The sequence below is a fragment of the Hydrogenovibrio sp. genome (assembly GCF_965140365.1).
Taxonomy (GTDB): Bacteria; Pseudomonadota; Gammaproteobacteria; order Thiomicrospirales; family Thiomicrospiraceae; genus Hydrogenovibrio.
On sequence record NZ_OZ223196.1, the window covers coordinates 1,456,298 to 1,472,474 of the forward strand.

The following is a 16,177-nucleotide window of genomic DNA, read 5'->3' on the forward strand; positions in this document are numbered from 1 at the left end:
TTCGCCCCCACCCTATGATTTGGTTAAAATTGGATTATTTAATAAGAACCGGCATAGAACGGCGTTAAATCATTCGAATCGATAACACCATCCCCATCACTGTCGTCATCCAGTGTCAGGCCACACGCGGCAATCTGATCATTGGTCGCGCCGTAATCGTAAAAATCAGGCTTACCATCTTTGTCGAAATCCACGGTCGCTACATCACACGTCTTAAACGCATCATAATTGGCTAATGCATGCGACAAAATCACCAAACTCTGTAAATAATCCTCTGTATACGGAATATTCGCGACAGCAAAGCTTTTCGCCAAATCCACTTGATTGAGCAGTGCATAACCATAAACCACCGCTTGATAAGAGTCGATACGGTCTCCATCGTCGGCAATATTACCGGCCACATCAATTAAGGCATTTACCGCATTTTGTGCTTTCGTTAAATTATTAACTTCAATATAAAAGACGGCGAGATTACTGGCAAAAGAGTAGGTCGCAGACCGATAACTACCCGCTAAAATTTCCGCTTTGGCAACATAATCTTCCTGGACCGAATCGGTATCCATCATCGCATCTCCCGTTGCCAGAGCATAAATGGCATCCGTAACTTTTGTGGAAGTGGCCAACATTGAATCCCCTTCATCATTGATCACAGTTGCCAATGTCCCCAAACGGTCATCACGCTTCAATAAATCAGAAATGTTGTCCGCATAAGCCAAAGCCATTTCAGCATACTCAGTGCCTTTATCAACCATACCCATTTCCAAATAATGATCCGCAATGTAAGTCAAAGCATAAACTTGGTGATAAGGATCAGACACTTTAGCGCTTTCTGGCGCACTATCCGCATTGGTGGCGATGGCAATGGCCAAATCCATCATTTCATTAATTTTGGCATCGGGTGCACCGGCAAAATAATATAAATCCGCGAGCTTGGCATAGCCGTAATTCACGTAATATCTGGCTTTATTCGAGTCAGAGGTTTCAATTCCATTCGCAACAGCATTATCAAGCGCGGCTCTGGCCGCATCGACAGCTTTAATCGCCTCCGCGTTATAGCCATTTTCGATCAAGTATTGCGCCATATAGTCGCCACCTTTATTAATACCGTTGTACGTTAAGGCTTTAACAACATCGCGATAATAATCGGAACCAAACGCCGTTGCCGTCATCTCATCGGAAATAACCTGTAAAGCACCGCCAATGTCCGTTTTAGCATAGAATTTTGCAAAATTCGCCCACGCATTGGATATATATTTTTCTTGTACCATCGTCCCGATTACGTCACTGATTTGCGCTGTGTTATAGCCATAATCCGCTAACAGAGGAACGATGTATGAATACATATGAAAGTCCGTTCTCGCAAGGGTTGCATCGTCGTAAGTCTTATAGGTATTCCCGGCAATGCCGTCATCGGCACGAATCAGTTGAATATCGTTAATAATGGAAAGCGCTCTACCAGTATCCTGCAATTGCCAGTAATAAACATCCATGACAGTGACCATAGCAAAGACTTTCGTGAAATAATTCCATTTTTCCGGTGTATCCGGATATTTGGCTTTATTATTGGGTGGCATGATTTTCGCCACATCATAGGCTTTTTCCAGAATTGAACGAGCCAATACCGACTCCCCCTCTTCAGCAAACACTTCCGCCGAAGACGCTAAGCCACTGACAAGTGCAAAATAAGGGCTATAATTATCGCCAAAACTATCAACCATAGCGTTTACATAAGAAAAAAGCTGATCGGCTTTTTCAGTTTTCCCTAGGTGGTTATAACCACCATACACCGCCATCATAATCTGCAAATCTGCAGACTTAACACTGGCAAAACCTTTAGATTCCAGATAACTTTTCATCAAGGTATACGCTTTATCCAGAAGCGCTTCGGCTGTTTCCAGCTCCTCATTGTGGTCGATATAGTAATCGGCAATGTCCTCTGAAATTTCCGCCTCACTGATGGGTTTGAATAATTTTCGGTTAGCATATTGCAAAGCCAGTTCCGGTTCCCCATTTTTAAGATAGGCTTCTGCCAGCGCAACATAAACATCTTCCATGGTGTCGACATCGGTGACATCCGCCACAATGGTTTCCGACTGGGCCAGATAAGAAGCGGAAGAGGCAAAATAGTAGGCTCGTTTTGAATCACTGTCCCCAGACAAGGCTTCCGCCAACGGCTGCTCATTATTCAATAAATTATCGACCACCACGGCGGCCAAGTTCACGCCACTCAGATCCGGTTCGGGAATCGTCATGCCAGCGTCGGTGACGTCCAAAGAACTGTCCAGCTTAGAAAGGATTAATTGCGCTTGCGCTCTATTCGCCTGGGAAACACCGTTATCACTTAAAATCTGAAGCACTTTTTCGGTAATTTTTTCAGCGTTGCTCGACGTCGTCGCGTCGGATAAATCCGCACTGTTCAAAAACGCACTCTCTAAAACCGCTTTATGCACCACAAAAGCGTTCACGGCCCCGCTAACGGTTGTGGCCGCTTGAATGTAACGATTGGTTTCTTTCAATTTAGCGCATACCGTCGCGTCGGAGACCTGAGAATCAATTAAGGCATCCAAATCGCCATTATTGACCGTTAAACCAGAAAGCCCTTCTGTTCGATTCAAACCAACTTGCGTCAACATCAAACCGGTTTTCATTAAGCTAGCTGAGCTCTCGGTGGAGTCATCGAGAATGCTTTTCGATAAATTGAGCTGAGAGGCGATGGCCGTTCTGGCGGTTTCAACATCAACCGATTGGGACATCATGTAATTGGAAACCAGTGTCGTCACCGGCGTGACGTAAAGCATGCCATTTTCAGAAAACGCCAAAGGCGAACTCAACGCCATGCGACCTAAGCTTTCACCGGTTTCGGTATCCGAACCACCAATACTGACAATGGAATGTGCTGTCAAATCGGTATCCCCTGGCACCTGCAGTGAATATCCCCCGACCGCATTCGTGAGCGTTTTTTGCGTAAGACACATGGATGGTGAATCGATTCGGCACATTTTGACAATGGCATTTTCAATGGCTGGATCCACCACCTTCCCCAGCACAGTTTGAGTCGATGTATCAGGGTCTGAAGGCGTTGGTGTAGTACTCCCGGAACTGGAAGAACCGCCGCCTCCACCGCAGGCAGAGAGCAATAAAGAAAAAGAAGCGGTGACAACCAACGCTTTATAACGACTTCTCATAAACATAAAAACCCCGAAAAAATAAATTTTGGAAAAACAATTATAAAATAAATGATAGTTATTATTATTTACATTTATGAGAAAATTACAACCGTCGGTCGTCAATTAATTTAGGAAAAGTTTAAAAATTAGGCGGAGAGACATAACCACTGCTCTCCGAGGAAATGGCTTCCAGAAAAGACTCGAGGGCTTCCAACTCCTTTCTGGTCAGCTTTAAAGGCCTTATCAAAGATGAAACCGCGGGCTCCCCAGGTTTGAGCTTTTTATTGACGGTCATCCCATGGTTATACATATTGAGCACCCCTCTCAAGTGCGGGAACAGACCGTTGTGCATATAAGGGCCAGAAAGCGTGATATTTCGTAATGAAGGTGTTTTGAATTTTCCTTTATCCGTTTCAAGCTGTGTCGCTTCATAGCGCCCCAAGTCTTGATATTTGCGGCCAAAGTAACTCAAGCCGGTGTTATGGTATTTTTGGTCCGAAAATAAAGCGCCACTGTGACAATTCAAACAGCGCCCTTTTGTACGGAATAAATGAAGCCCCTGAATCTCCTGATCCGACAATTGCTTATAGTCCCCTTCCACAAACCGGTCAAACCGTGTTTTTCTGGAACGAATGGTCATTTCAAATCCAGCCAACGCTTGCCCAAGCATCTCGTCGGTAATGTGCGACTCTTCCGGAAAAACCGTTTGAAAAGCACTTTGATAAAAGGCTGTCGCATTCAATCTCTCCAACACCTCGGATAGCTTGGCATTCATTTCGATGGGGTTTTCAATCGGCACCAGCGCTTGCTTGGCCAAGCCCGACACTCGACCATCCCAGAAAAATTCATTGAACAAACCGATATTGAACAAACTCATGGTATTACGATTACCCTGTGCCCGATCATGACCAAAAGCAAAACGTCGACCATCTGCCCAGGCTAATTGCGGATCATGGCAAGACGCACAGGAAATCTGCCCTGACTTGGACAGTCTGGGGTCAAAAAAGAGGTGTTTTCCCAAGTCGGCCAATTCATCGTCCACCGCTTGTACAGGGGGTAAAGAACCTAACTCATCCAGTTCAACCCCTTCATCCAACGTGGGTTGGGGCCAATTTTCCGGTTGTGTGGCATAAAGAGAACGTAAACTCGAACTGCTGTTACCCAAGCTTAAAAACCACCAAGACGCGCCCACGGTTAAAACGATCAACACCAATATCAAGAAAAAAAAGAACGCCCTTTTCATTAAAACCCTCTTCAATACAACCAAAAAAGCAAATGATAATTCTTTTTATTACCTTATAAAACCCCCTTCTGTATTTTTTAGACATAAAAAAACCACCAGGCCTGGTGGTTTTTAATATTGAGATAACGTTATCGATTACGGTTCCTGCAACCAATCCAACGCTGCTTGTTCGTCTTCAAAATACTGGATGTCGCCCGACACAAACCACTTACCGACTTTGGCCGAGTATTCCTGCCACTTTTTATGGCCCAAAATGGCGATTTTTTCAAACTGATTACGATGCTTCATGCCCAGCCGAAAATCATCCCAGGCGGCACGCATTTCCCAGCCTTCCATTTCGGTTAAATCGGCCAAGGCATGAATTTTCGCTTCTTTAACCCCTTCCAAGGCTGAATCAATCATCGGGGTCATCATTTCATAATCTTCGTGCGTCAGTTTTCCTACTGCGGTCAACGCCAGAAAAAACTGCGCGCCGACCCGTTGGATGCCCAACGAAATACCGTGTTTTTGAACTGCCATCTTTGCCTCCTAAACACTGCTTTAAAATGCCTCCGAAGAGACGTCTCAACAACCATTCAAATCATACGCTTAATCACGCAAAATTAAAATCCCGTTTCACACCAAATTTGCCATCCCGGAAACGGTTTGTTAGGATGAATACCAATTTAAACACCTCCCAAAGGCGTTATTATCGACAGCTTGACCGCTTTCATCGATTCGGCTTTCTTGCTTCTAGCCCGATCTGTTTCAATTCCTTCAATTCCTTCAATGCCTTACTCCGCCCAGACGGTACCTCAGCCTTTTTCCAACAGCAACCCATTTCAATCAATCGGAATCCTATGATTTTATATACTTTTTTGTTTTTTCTATCCTTGTTCTTTTTGATTGGTGTCGCCAGTTACTTTTTCTCGCGAAAAACCACCGAAGATTACCTCGTTGCGGGTAAAAGCGTCCACCCTGCATTGGTAGGTTTGTCGGCTGTTGCCACCAATAACAGCGGCTTTATGTTTATCGGCATGATCGGCGCCACCTACTTTATGGGGCTGTCCTCCATCTGGCTGATGATCGGTTGGATTTTCGGCGATTGGTTGGTGCAACGCCAGGCCGTCAAAGCCATTCAAACCCAGGCGCAGAACGACCATGTTCATTCGTTCGGCGGGCTGATTCTGCATTGGATGAAAGCGCCCAGCGCACATCGTCTACGCCAACTCATCGGGTTATTGACCATTCTATTTCTCACCATCTACGCGGCGGCACAATTGAAAGCCGGTACCAAAGCCACCGAAGCCTTATTGGATTGGCCAAGAGAAACCGGTATCTTATTGGCGGCGGTCATTATTTTCGTTTACAGTTTGGTTGGCGGCTTACGCGCTTCGATTTGGACCGACGTGGCGCAATCCATCGTCATGCTGGGCGGTATGCTGCTGATGGTGTATTTCGGCGTGGTGTCGCTTGGCAGTTTCGGTGACATCAATCATTTATTGCATGAGGTATCCAGCGACTATATGTTCTGGTTTCCCTCCGATCTGAATGCCTTTTCTGCCGTTTTGTTTGTCATTGGCTGGATATTCGGCGGCATGGGCGTCATCGGTCAACCGCATGTGGTCATCCGCTTTATGACACTGCACCCGGATCGTACGCCGAAAGAAATGCAGTTTTATTATTACGGTTGGTTTACGGTATTTTATGGTCTGACCCTCTGTGTCGGACTTTTAAGCCGCTTATTAATCCCCTCCACCGATAACTTCGATGCTGAAATGGCCCTGCCACTGTTGGCTAACCAATTGATGCCGGATATGTTTGCCGGCCTGATGCTGGCCGCGCTGTTTGCCGCGACCATGTCAACTGTGGATTCCCTGATTCTGTCTTGCTCGGCGTCTCTAACGCGGGATTTACGAAACACGCCGACCAACAGCCTGATGCTGACCAAACTCGCCACCTTCACCATCTTGGTTGTCGCCGTTTCCATCGCTTTATCCAACAACCAAACCGTGTTCAGTCTGGTCTTGGATGCCTGGGGGCTGCTCGGTTCGGCCTTTGGCCCATTGATTATCTGGCTGGCGTTAAAACAACGAATCAACCAGGCCTGGGCGATTTTAACCATTCTGGTCGGCATGCTGAGCTTTACACTGATTACTTATTTTGGATGGCTATCGTTTGTGTACACCATCACCTTCGGCTTCTTGTTCGGGCTTGGAACCGCTTTCCTGGGATCGCGACTTATTCCAGTGGCCGCAAACAAAAATCCCGGCTAACGCCGGGATCAATCAGATGAATGAAAGCGTAGGCCTTTCGAGGGCCTTTAAAAAGTTGACCACTCGCCATCATTTTCCAACACCTTATCCGAGTTGGAAGCCGATTTTGTCGGAGCTAGCTTCTCGGCATGGCGTGCCGACTGGCTTTCCAAAGCGGCAGGTTCAGCGGCTTTGGGGGCATTCAACGCAGTCTCCGCTTCAAGTGCCTTAGGCGTATAGCCCCCGACCACTTTAAAGAAGGCCACCGCTTCCCGCATTTCATTCGCTTGTTCGTTCAGTTCTTCCGAAGCCGATGCAGATTCTTCCACCAACGCCGCATTCTGCTGGGTCATCTGGTCGATATCGGTCACCACACGATTCACTTGTTCAACACCGGTGGTTTGCTCCTGTGACGCTTTGGAGATTTCATTAATCATGCCATTGACCTGGCGAATCACCTCAGTAATCGACTCCAACGATTGCCCGGAATCTTCGGCCAGACGGCTACCGTTTTCGACACGGCTCACGCTTTCTTCAATCAAGTCTTTGATTTCTTTCGCTGCTTCGGCCGACTTTTGCGCCAAAGCGCGGACTTCACCGGCCACCACCGCGAAACCACGCCCGTGGTCACCGGCACGCGCCGCCTCCACCGCCGCATTCAAGGCCAGCAAGTTGGTCTGGAAAGCGATACCGTCAATCAAGGTCACGATGTCGGCAATACGGTGACTGGAGTCTTTAATGCCATTCATGGCTTCAATGGTCTGCTTCATCACCGTCATGCCTTGCCCGGCTTCTTCACTGGCCTGTTGCGACATATCTGCGACCTGAATGGCATTATCGGTGTTTTGTTTCACGGTCGAAGCCATTTGATCCATCGTGGCTGAGGTTTCTTCCAACGCGGCCGCCTGCTGTTGAACGCGCGACGACAAATCACTGGAGCCTTGCGCCAACTCTTGTGCGGCCGATGCCACCACTTCATTACTGTGACTGATTTGGGCAACCACCTCGCTCACCTTGGTAGAGGAAAAATGAATAGCGTCTTTTAACTCTTTCAATTGCCCATGACATTCCGTCGTGATTTCTTTAGTGAAATCGCCCTGTGCTTGCGCTTGCAATACATCGCCGATATTACGCATCACACTTTCCAAATTGTTCAGTGTTTCGTTAATCGACGTTTTCAACTTGGCTAAATCGCCTTCGGCATTGGCTTTAACACGCCCCGAAAACTGTCCATCCACCACTTGCGCCATCACACCGTTGATTTCGGAAATCACACGATCCAAACCATTCACGGTGGTCATCGCGCTGCTGGCAATTTCTGAAAACTCACCTTTTACATCGGCATCGAAACGAGCTTTAAAGTCGCCACGCGCCATGGATTGCATCAACTGATTCAACTCGGTCATCGTGTTTGAAACCTGTTCCACCGAAGTATTGACGCCCTGCTTGACATCATTCAAGCTGCCGACAAAATCGCCGGTAATGCGTTTAGAGAAATCGCCTTCCGACAGCGCCACAACCACCAGCCCCGTTTGCTCAAGGGCTTCATCCAAGTTTTTCAGCAACTGGTTGAAGGCCATCAATGCCAAACCAATCTCGTCTTTGCTCCTAACCGGCACCTGACGTTTGAAATTACCATCCTGCGCGACAGCCTGCATCACACTTTGCATCTCGTTAATCGGCTTGACGGCGCTTCGCAAAATGTACAGCACCATAAGCACCCCAAAAACCAACCCGGCAATCAAAATCGCCGTCACGACCACCCGAGTTTCATTGGCGATTCGAACGCCTTCATCGCCGCTTTGCTTTGCCAATCCATCCTGATAATCAGCAATGTCTTGCAAAGCATCCCTTAAGGCAATGCGCTTCTCTCTTGACGTGGAATCCAACAGAGTTTGCTTGGCTTGCTCTTCATAACCATTTTTAACCCATTCTACAGCCAGATTATTAACGTCAATCATATCCGTGTTTTTCGCTTCCAGATCCGCCAGCAAACGTTTCCCTTTCTTGGAATGTGTATTTTGTTTCAAATACTCGAACTGCTTAGCAACATCTTGACGATAATTCGAAATACGCTTCATTAAAACATCTCGTGACGTTTCATCCGTAACCAATAAATACTCCCGAAAGTCTCGCTGTATACGAGGGTTAAGTGCTTGAATAGTATTCACCGCGGACAGTTTCGGTAATCGGTCACTGACGATTAACTCCTGAGAGCTAGAAAGCCGTTGCGTTTCCCATAAGGTTGTCAGCCCAAGAATGGCTGTAAGGAGCAGCATGGCTGCAAAAGACAAAATTAATCTTGTTCGAATGGTCATAGAATCCTCAGCCTCGAAACGAGGTTTTCAAAACATTTAAAGACAAACATTCAGAGTGACGTTCGCACAGTGTTACACCACTGTTGCATTTTATTAGGCCAGGATTATATAAGAAAATGGTAATGAATTAAAAAAGAATAACTAGAAATATAAATAACAATACTTAAGGTTTAACTTTGTCCTCAAAGAATGACAAAAATCAACCTAAAACCGTCAAAATAAGAGCTTTGCTACCTGTTTATAAGCCTAAATTCACATACAAAAAAGGCGCTTATTCAGCGCCTTTTTGAATAACGGTTGCTAAACTGACACTAATAACCGATATTCTTATGATGCGATTGTGGAATGGCTTCTGTTCCCGGTAACAAATACCACATTAAATAGTCCACCACCATTGGCACAACCACACTGTGCTGATTGCCCGAATCCACCAATTTTTGACGGATTGCCTGTTTCAGTTCCGGCCGGTTCGAGGTATCCATAATAATGTCGATGCCCTCTCCGAAACGGTCAATGGCCTCTTCAAACTGTGGATAATTCGGAATCCCTTTCTTTTCAGCATCGTCCACCAAAGGGTTTTCAAAATTCGGTTCGCTGATTGCGATGATTTCCACTTGATCCGGGTTCAATTCGCTGAACTGTTCATAAAATTTGCCGCCAATACGACCTAAACCAATCATTAATATCGTGATTTTTCTCACTGAGTACGCTCCTCCATGCTCTATTAAAACCGGCACCGTAAAAACCTCATTAATTTCCTTATAAAAACAAAGGTTAGATGCCACCCATTAGAGTATACGACATCCTACTTAGCCAATCTATGCAATCACCCCGTTTTCTGGATATGGATTTTTTATAGCTAAAAACGCATAGGTTATAAGTGCAAAAATTAAAGACGGGCTGCCATTCATTGGAACGAACCAAGTGAGTTTTAAATATAAAAAACGCCCAGGTCTGGGCGTTTTAATGAAAGGCATCTCGTCTCAGCCTTAATGAATTTTCAACGTAATCGGTAAGGCACGCGGTAAATTACAGAACTGACTATCCGGGTTAGTTGCACAGGTCTCGCTACCGTCATTACCGGAAAATGCATTACGGGAATAGGTCATGGTAGCATCCATTCCCAAGAAGTCGCCATAGCTATAGGTATAAGCCTGAACGTATTTTGATAACTCTTTGGTGTACAGATTGTACACCGGTTTAGAACTACTAAGGCCCGTCAAACAACTCGGGTTTTGAAACGCATTACCGGTTGCCACGGCATTACGGCTATTGGTTTGATTCATCGGACTAGATTCACTGATTGGTGTCATACCGGAACCGGAACAAATAGGAAGCAAACCGGCCGCCTGATAAGAAGCAATGGCACGCCCGACAATCGCTCTAAAGGTACCATTTGGCCCCCAAAGGGTTGTATTGCTTACAAACTTTGATTGATCAATAGTTGTTCCACTGCATGACGCCGAACCGGCCGCGGTTACAAAATCGCAAGTATTGAACTTGGCAAACGTTAAATTTGGTGTATCGGCACAATCCGTTCCTCCCGATACCGGAGCGGTCGAACCAGTACAAGATGAAAAACTACCAGCCAAGGCCGGAACCACATATGCATAGTCCGGACACTTTGAAACATCAACCGCTTGAAATTTGAGTAAATCTTGCGGGCTTGCTGTTACAACCTGCCCTTTTAATATACACCCGGGACTTGCTGGGTTTGTTACCGAACTGGCATCAACAAAAATAGGATTCGTTTTCATGTACTCCCAAAGGGCATTCACATAACTGGTGTAATAGTCATTGCCCATTGGTGCATTCGATGCTTGTGCGGCATCAAAAAGCTGGATAGGCGCGTAAAGCGTGGTTGTATCAGCCGGAATGGCCCCACCCGTCTTAGATGTTGCAAAATAGTTGGCCGTTAAATCCGGCGTAGCAGGTTCGACGTACTTCCAAGGAACATCAAAGGTTTCATAAACATCGTAAATGGCTTTGTAAACGGCTGCTGTCCCCTGTGAAATGGCATCTTCCGTTGCTCCGGCATAACCATTACCCGTTAAAACAGAATCCGGTAAATAACTGGAAGTTCCCAGTGTGCTAGCAGAACCGAAATACTGCATATAATTAACATAGGTTGTATCCAAAGTAAGTTGCTCACAGGTTCCATCTGATGCTGTACACTTAGGCGGTGGACTCGGCACCTGATTCAAATAGGTAAATTCAGCGGTAAAGAAACCAGGCGTTCTTGGATCATTTACACTAGGGGTTTGTTCATAAGTAAATTGTTCAAATGACAAATAAAGTGTTCCTGACGAACCATCTGGAATATACACAACTCCGCCATCCTTATTAGGAAAAGAAAAGTCATCGGTCATATACTCCATCGTAGTACTTTTTGTACCGACATAGAGTCCATCACTATTTTTAGCAAAATGCACCGTGTTTCCACCATAGGCCGCAGCCAAGTACAAAGCTGTCGCACCCGCATTTTTATTAATCGTACGCACGGCAACATGGTAAGCTAAATATTTAACGAACTGCGTCGTCATTTCATACTGGCCAATGCTCTCATTGTTGGTATTTTTAAACGTTAAAGAAAGGGTTTTAGAGTTAGAAAGGGTTTTAGAATTGTTCGCTTCACTGAAACCGGCAAGCGTTCCTTTCACACTCAAGGTCTCATCAGCCTCTAATGAACACGGCAACGCCTTCGAAACACCATTACACTGATACGACACATTGGTTAAATAAGACGCATCGTTGACATCCACAGTATTGACGGTAACAGAAGAACCGGATGTGTTTTTAAAGACGAAAACCGGCTTATAATTAAACTGCGGGCCTGTGGGGTCATTATAGTAAAGCGTTTCGCCGATATTTTCTTCGTAAGACAGTTCCAGTTTAGAAGTTGGAGTAGCTGCATCAAGGTTATCTGAAGAACTTGATGAACTACCGCCGCCACAAGCGGATATAAATAAAGAGAGCGTGAAAACAACTAAAAATTTCAATCCGTGAATGACCTTCATACCGTTATCCTTTCCGAAAACTGAGTGCTTACTGACAAAACCGGTTAAGAGCTTCTTTGCGCATTATCCGAATATTGAATTTTCCCCGAGTATAAAACACTTAAAGGATAAAAGAAAACACTATGATACGAAAGTCACAAAAACATCACACAAACGGTTAAATGCGAAATATTTTGACGACGGGAAAATAAAGAAAATTTGGTACGACCGAGTGGATTCGAACCACCGACCCCCACCATGTCAAGGTGGTGCTCTAACCAGCTGAGCTACGGTCGTATATAGAGAATATACGAAAAGTAAATGGTACCAGTGGGCGGACTCGAACCGCCACGGTGTTGCCACCAACGGATTTTGAATCCGTCATGTCTACCAATTTCATCACACTGGCGCTGTGAAAAGATGTGCGAATTATAGAGAGATTCCCTGGGCAAGTCAAACGTTTTTCCAGGAAAAATCGCTTAAAAAGCGCCTTTTTTCGCGCATCAATCGAGTTTGTTGCTTAAGTCTTTGATTTTACGTACCCAAGGCGAAATGCCGAAGTTTTGCTTGTAACGCTTAGCGGCTTTATCGGCTTCAGTGCGAGAGGCATAACTGCCGGTCAACAAAACGTAATAGGCCTCGCCTTTTCGTTCCAACGGTATGATTTTGGCTCCGTCCAGACCTTTTTCACGAATCATTTTCTCAACCGAGCTGCGCTCTTGCATACTGGCCAACTGCAAGGTGTAATTAAAAGCCGGTTCTTCCAACAGCCATTTCACATCGGCGGTGTAGTTTTTCACCGGGGTTTCAGTCGTCGGTTCCGTTGGTTTTTCAACCTTTTTCACCAAACGTACCACCGGTTGATCCAGGGGTTTCACTTTCGGTTGTGCCGGTTCGGTTATGGACGGTTCCTTGACCGTTTCTTCCTTAATGGAGACATTGGCCGCTCCTGCCGCCTGACCTCCCTCTTCCATCTCGGCCGGATTAATGTGCAAGTGTTTCAGAATCACTTCGAGCTTTTTATCAATCCCCTGGGTATATTCTTGCAGCTTCTGCTCCAAAATATCCGTGGTCACCACATTCGGAGCTAAAGCGTCAGAGGATGGCACTGTCTCGGTCACGGTTTGACTTTCAACCGTTTCTGCCGTTACCAACGGTTGCTTCTTCAAGGCCGCCAATTCCTTTTCCAAAGTAGCGACACGCTGCTGTAATTGGTCGAATAATTCGCTTTTTCCACCGGTAGCCACCGACTTTTTCAATTCCGCAACCGACTCTTTTAATAAAGTGACTTCGCGCATTGAGTCTTCTTTCACGGCCAACACTTTTTGCAGCTCGTTATGAATGCTGGTGTAGGCGATGTACACCACGCCGAGAATTGTCAGCAACAGTGACAACATGATCACCACGCCAAAGAAAGAGGCTTTGCTGGATTTTGGTTTCGATGATTTGGTGTCATTGGATGATGTCGGTCTTTTCGGGGTACTGGGCATAACTTCCTCTGCGGCATTGAGCCAATCGTTCAAGGTATGTTCGGAGCTGTGGGTATCGCGGCTTTGGCGCGATGAAGACATTTGCTGAGCCTGGCTTTCAATTGCTTCCAGCAACTCGGCTCTTTCTTTTTCCAATTCTGAGATGGTTTGGGCCATTCGACAAACACTTCGTAACGGATTAATGGGAGCGATTAATTTCACTTTCAACCGCTTCTGTATTGTAGAATGTTACATGACCTTTGCAAAGGGAAATTTTACGGATTCCTGCTAACGGCGGCGGGAAGTAATAAGGATAGAAAAAAGTCTATGCACAGTATCGGTTTGGATGATGTCGGTTCCGCTTTATTAATTACTTTGGTAATGCTGGTGGTCAGTCTTACCGTGGTGGGATTAGCCATGTGGTGGCTGTACCGTTTTTTTAAAAATAAAGACGAAAAAAACGCACAAAAAACCAACCACGCCGATGACGCTTCTAATCGCTCCAAATCCGAATAGAAACGCCTGGTTTAGGAAACCTCTCCGCTGACATACACCCAGTGATCATTGGCATCACGCTTAAATCGGCTTTTTTCCGTCATCACGCCTTTTTCACTGCCGAATTCGCTGTCCAGCTCGTATTCCGCCCGAAACACCACCATGCCTTTTGCATCCTTTTCTGTGCCTTGCTTGGTTTTCACAATTCGCAACTTGCACCATTGCAAGCCGACTTCAAAGGTAAAATCACCAGGCCTGGTGGTTTTATCCCAAGTTTGCAAGATATAATCTTTCAGGTGTAATGCATAAGCCGTATAACGTGAGCGCATTAACTGCTCAGCCGTGGCCGGGAAAGCCACCCCGGAATGAAACGGCTGGCAGCATTCGGCATACGACTTTTTCGACCCACACAGACAAAGCGCTTCACTCATTGCAACTCCCCTGCTTTCACCAAATAACGAACCCGCTGACGCAAATTAAGTGACAAAAGCACTGCGGCCAGCATCAGCCCCAGCAAAATACCAATCCAAAAACCCATCACCCCTTGCGGCGCCCAAAACCAATCGACGAAGGCCAGCGCATAACCTAAACCAAGACCAATCAGCCAGTAACTGATAAAGGTGACCACCATGATAATACGCGTACTGTGTAAACCGCGTAAGGCACCAGCACAACCAACTTGAACCGCATCAAAGAGCTGATACATCGCCGCCAGCCATAGCAAGCTGCCCGCCAGTGTAATCACGTCCGCATCCGGCGAATAAAGTGCGGCAATCGGGTAAGCCAGCCAGTACGTCAGTCCGGCCGTCACCAAACTGATCAGGCCTGAAAAACCGATTCCCGTTACCAACGATTGCTTCACGGCCTGTAAGCGTCCCTGCCCGTAAGCCAACCCGGTGCGTACGGTAATCGCCATCGCCACGCTCAGCGGAATCATAAAAACCATAGAGGTATAACTAATGGCGACTTGGTGCGCAGCAATCACGACCGTGCCAAGCTGAGCGATAAACAATGCGATAAAACTGAACAGACTGACTTCAAACAATAAGGCCAGCGTATTCGGAACCCCCAGCGCCAACAAATCTCGAATGCCGTTTTGCCAACTGGGCAAGCTGAACCTTGCCCAATGCAAGGCCACCAAATGCGAGGTGTGGCGTGAAGCCAGCACATACAATACCGCCATCAACAACATTGCCCACATCACGATCGCCGAAGCGATGCCGCAACCGGCAGCGCCATAAGCGTCAACCGGCCCCCAACCGTAAATAAACATAGCATTCAGCGGAATATTCATCACCAAAGCCAAGCCACTGATAATCATGGTTGGAACGGTTAGCCCTAACCCTTCCCAAAAAAAACGAAACGCTTGATAGAGCGCAATACCGGGCAATCCAAAGGCAATATAAAACAGATAATCATCGGTCAAGCGGTAAACCGCTGGCGGCAGCGCCAACCAATCCAGCACCCATTGCAAATGCATTAAAACAAATAACGAAAAGAGGCCTAACGGAATCGATAACCAAATTGCCTGATGCAGAAATTGGGTCACGTCGCCCCAGGCTTCGCGGCCTTTTTGGCGAGCCACAATCGGCGTCACCGCCAACAGTACACCGGTCGCAATCATAAACACCGGAAATAACAAACTGGAGCCTAACCCAATGGCCGCCAAATCGTCGGTACCCACCTGACCGGACATAATCGTGTCCACGACGCCCAGCCCGGTTAAAGCCAGTTGCGCCAATAAAATCGGTACAGACAAATGCACCAGCTGTTTCAACTCCAGCCAATATCCACTGACGGGGTTCGAAGTGGTGCTATTTGTCATGCGATGTGTTGGTTTCGGATTCAGAAGTCGGTTTACTTGACGTGGAAGACGAATCCGCCGGATGGTCTCTTGGAGCGTCTTCCTCGCGTTCCCAATAGCGATCTTCCAAGGTCGGATCCAACTCATCGCTCAACTCAGAGGCATCACTCGGCAGCTGAATGATTTTGTCCGACCAGAACAGAATAATTAAGACTTTCAGCCCCCAGAAAATCATGGCGTACACCACCAACGCGAACACCAATACCACGGGCAGGCCCAGTAACAAATCGACAAACAAAGCCTGCCCGGCAAAGACTTTCTGTAAAAACGCTTTTTCGATAAACGCGAAGTACAACCAATAGCCTGTGCCGCTCAAGCTGGCGAGCCAAACCCACCAGTTCAACGGATACGCGATACGGGAATTTTTAAATAAACAAAACATCAGACAACG

At 46.5% G+C, this 16,177-nt stretch carries 12 protein-coding genes and 2 tRNA genes; 2 read left to right on the forward strand and 12 right to left on the reverse strand.

What is annotated here, in order from left to right; genetic code table 11:
• Positions 1–38: 38 nt before the first annotated feature.
• From AC0KH7_RS07035 to AC0KH7_RS07045, 3 genes are all read right to left on the reverse strand, one after another.
• Positions 39–3,191 carry a hypothetical protein gene (locus AC0KH7_RS07035; protein ID WP_472371995.1) on the reverse strand — a complete coding sequence of 1,051 codons (3,153 nt, stop codon included), beginning with the start codon at positions 3,189–3,191 and terminating at the stop codon, positions 39–41.
• A gap of 115 nt (positions 3,192–3,306) precedes the next feature.
• A complete protein-coding gene (locus tag AC0KH7_RS07040; protein ID WP_472371997.1) occupies positions 3,307–4,410 on the reverse strand; it encodes a cytochrome-c peroxidase in 1,104 nt (367 codons plus the stop codon).
• Positions 4,411–4,545: 135 nt separating this feature from the next.
• Complete coding sequence (locus tag AC0KH7_RS07045; protein ID WP_472371999.1) at positions 4,546–4,929, reverse strand: SpoIIAA family protein; 384 nt, start codon at positions 4,927–4,929, stop codon at positions 4,546–4,548.
• A gap of 320 nt (positions 4,930–5,249) precedes the next feature.
• Between AC0KH7_RS07045 and AC0KH7_RS07050 the strand changes: the two genes are divergently transcribed.
• Complete coding sequence (locus AC0KH7_RS07050) at positions 5,250–6,665, forward strand: sodium/proline symporter (RefSeq protein WP_472372001.1); 1,416 nt, start codon at positions 5,250–5,252, stop codon at positions 6,663–6,665.
• Between the two features lie 47 nt (positions 6,666–6,712).
• Here AC0KH7_RS07050 and AC0KH7_RS07055 read toward each other — a convergent pair whose 3' ends face one another.
• The 6 genes from AC0KH7_RS07055 to AC0KH7_RS07080 form a co-directional block, all read right to left on the reverse strand.
• Positions 6,713–8,962, reverse strand: a complete 2,250-nt coding sequence (locus AC0KH7_RS07055) for a methyl-accepting chemotaxis protein (RefSeq protein ID WP_472372003.1) — start codon at positions 8,960–8,962, stop codon at positions 6,713–6,715.
• A gap of 311 nt (positions 8,963–9,273) precedes the next feature.
• Positions 9,274–9,663: a homoserine dehydrogenase gene (locus AC0KH7_RS07060; RefSeq protein WP_472372005.1), complete on the reverse strand. Its 390-nt coding sequence runs from the start codon at positions 9,661–9,663 to the stop codon at positions 9,274–9,276.
• A 288-nt stretch (positions 9,664–9,951) separates the two neighbouring features.
• Positions 9,952–11,979 carry a hypothetical protein gene (locus AC0KH7_RS07065; RefSeq protein ID WP_472372007.1) on the reverse strand — a complete coding sequence of 676 codons (2,028 nt, stop codon included), beginning with the start codon at positions 11,977–11,979 and terminating at the stop codon, positions 9,952–9,954.
• A gap of 199 nt (positions 11,980–12,178) precedes the next feature.
• Positions 12,179–12,255 (reverse strand) — tRNA-Val (locus AC0KH7_RS07070).
• Between the two features lie 25 nt (positions 12,256–12,280).
• Positions 12,281–12,367: transfer RNA gene (locus AC0KH7_RS07075), tRNA-Leu, on the reverse strand.
• Between the two features lie 94 nt (positions 12,368–12,461).
• Positions 12,462–13,604: an SPOR domain-containing protein gene (locus tag AC0KH7_RS07080; RefSeq protein WP_472372009.1), complete on the reverse strand. Its 1,143-nt coding sequence runs from the start codon at positions 13,602–13,604 to the stop codon at positions 12,462–12,464.
• Positions 13,605–13,754: 150 nt separating this feature from the next.
• Here AC0KH7_RS07080 and AC0KH7_RS07085 point away from each other — a divergent pair, with 150 nt between their 5' ends.
• Entirely contained in the window at positions 13,755–13,943 is a 189-nt protein-coding gene (locus AC0KH7_RS07085; RefSeq protein WP_472372011.1) for a hypothetical protein, read from the forward strand.
• Positions 13,944–13,954: 11 nt separating this feature from the next.
• Here AC0KH7_RS07085 and AC0KH7_RS07090 read toward each other — a convergent pair whose 3' ends face one another.
• Genes AC0KH7_RS07090 through AC0KH7_RS07100 form a run of 3 tightly spaced genes read right to left on the reverse strand, consistent with a single transcriptional unit; the run spans position 13,955 to position 16,168 of the window.
• On the reverse strand, positions 13,955–14,353 hold the full coding sequence (locus AC0KH7_RS07090; RefSeq protein WP_472372013.1) for a YchJ family protein: 399 nt from the start codon (positions 14,351–14,353) through the stop codon (positions 13,955–13,957).
• Positions 14,350–15,747, reverse strand: a complete 1,398-nt coding sequence (locus tag AC0KH7_RS07095) for an MATE family efflux transporter (RefSeq protein WP_472372015.1) — start codon at positions 15,745–15,747, stop codon at positions 14,350–14,352. The genes AC0KH7_RS07090 and AC0KH7_RS07095 overlap by 4 nt, the downstream gene beginning before the upstream one ends.
• Positions 15,737–16,168 carry a hypothetical protein gene (locus tag AC0KH7_RS07100; RefSeq protein WP_472372017.1) on the reverse strand — a complete coding sequence of 144 codons (432 nt, stop codon included), beginning with the start codon at positions 16,166–16,168 and terminating at the stop codon, positions 15,737–15,739. The genes AC0KH7_RS07095 and AC0KH7_RS07100 overlap by 11 nt, the downstream gene beginning before the upstream one ends.
• Positions 16,169–16,177: the final 9 nt, after the last annotated feature.

What these genes read in the sequence shown, in the direction of transcription:
- AC0KH7_RS07050 (WP_472372001.1), top strand. Translation starts at nt 5,250, where the DNA reads ATGATTTTATATACTTTTTTGTTTTTTCTATCCTTGTTCTTTTTGATT.
- AC0KH7_RS07065 (WP_472372007.1), bottom strand. Translation starts at nt 11,979, where the DNA reads ATGAAGGTCATTCACGGATTGAAATTTTTAGTTGTTTTCACGCTCTCT.
- AC0KH7_RS07045 (WP_472371999.1), bottom strand. Translation starts at nt 4,929, where the DNA reads ATGGCAGTTCAAAAACACGGTATTTCGTTGGGCATCCAACGGGTCGGC.
- AC0KH7_RS07055 (WP_472372003.1), bottom strand. Translation starts at nt 8,962, where the DNA reads ATGACCATTCGAACAAGATTAATTTTGTCTTTTGCAGCCATGCTGCTC.
- AC0KH7_RS07035 (WP_472371995.1), bottom strand. Translation starts at nt 3,191, where the DNA reads ATGTTTATGAGAAGTCGTTATAAAGCGTTGGTTGTCACCGCTTCTTTT.
- AC0KH7_RS07100 (WP_472372017.1), bottom strand. Translation starts at nt 16,168, where the DNA reads ATGTTTTGTTTATTTAAAAATTCCCGTATCGCGTATCCGTTGAACTGG.
- AC0KH7_RS07095 (WP_472372015.1), bottom strand. Translation starts at nt 15,747, where the DNA reads ATGACAAATAGCACCACTTCGAACCCCGTCAGTGGATATTGGCTGGAG.
- AC0KH7_RS07040 (WP_472371997.1), bottom strand. Translation starts at nt 4,410, where the DNA reads ATGAAAAGGGCGTTCTTTTTTTTCTTGATATTGGTGTTGATCGTTTTA.
- AC0KH7_RS07090 (WP_472372013.1), bottom strand. Translation starts at nt 14,353, where the DNA reads ATGAGTGAAGCGCTTTGTCTGTGTGGGTCGAAAAAGTCGTATGCCGAA.
- AC0KH7_RS07085 (WP_472372011.1), top strand. Translation starts at nt 13,755, where the DNA reads ATGCACAGTATCGGTTTGGATGATGTCGGTTCCGCTTTATTAATTACT.
- AC0KH7_RS07080 (WP_472372009.1), bottom strand. Translation starts at nt 13,604, where the DNA reads ATGGCCCAAACCATCTCAGAATTGGAAAAAGAAAGAGCCGAGTTGCTG.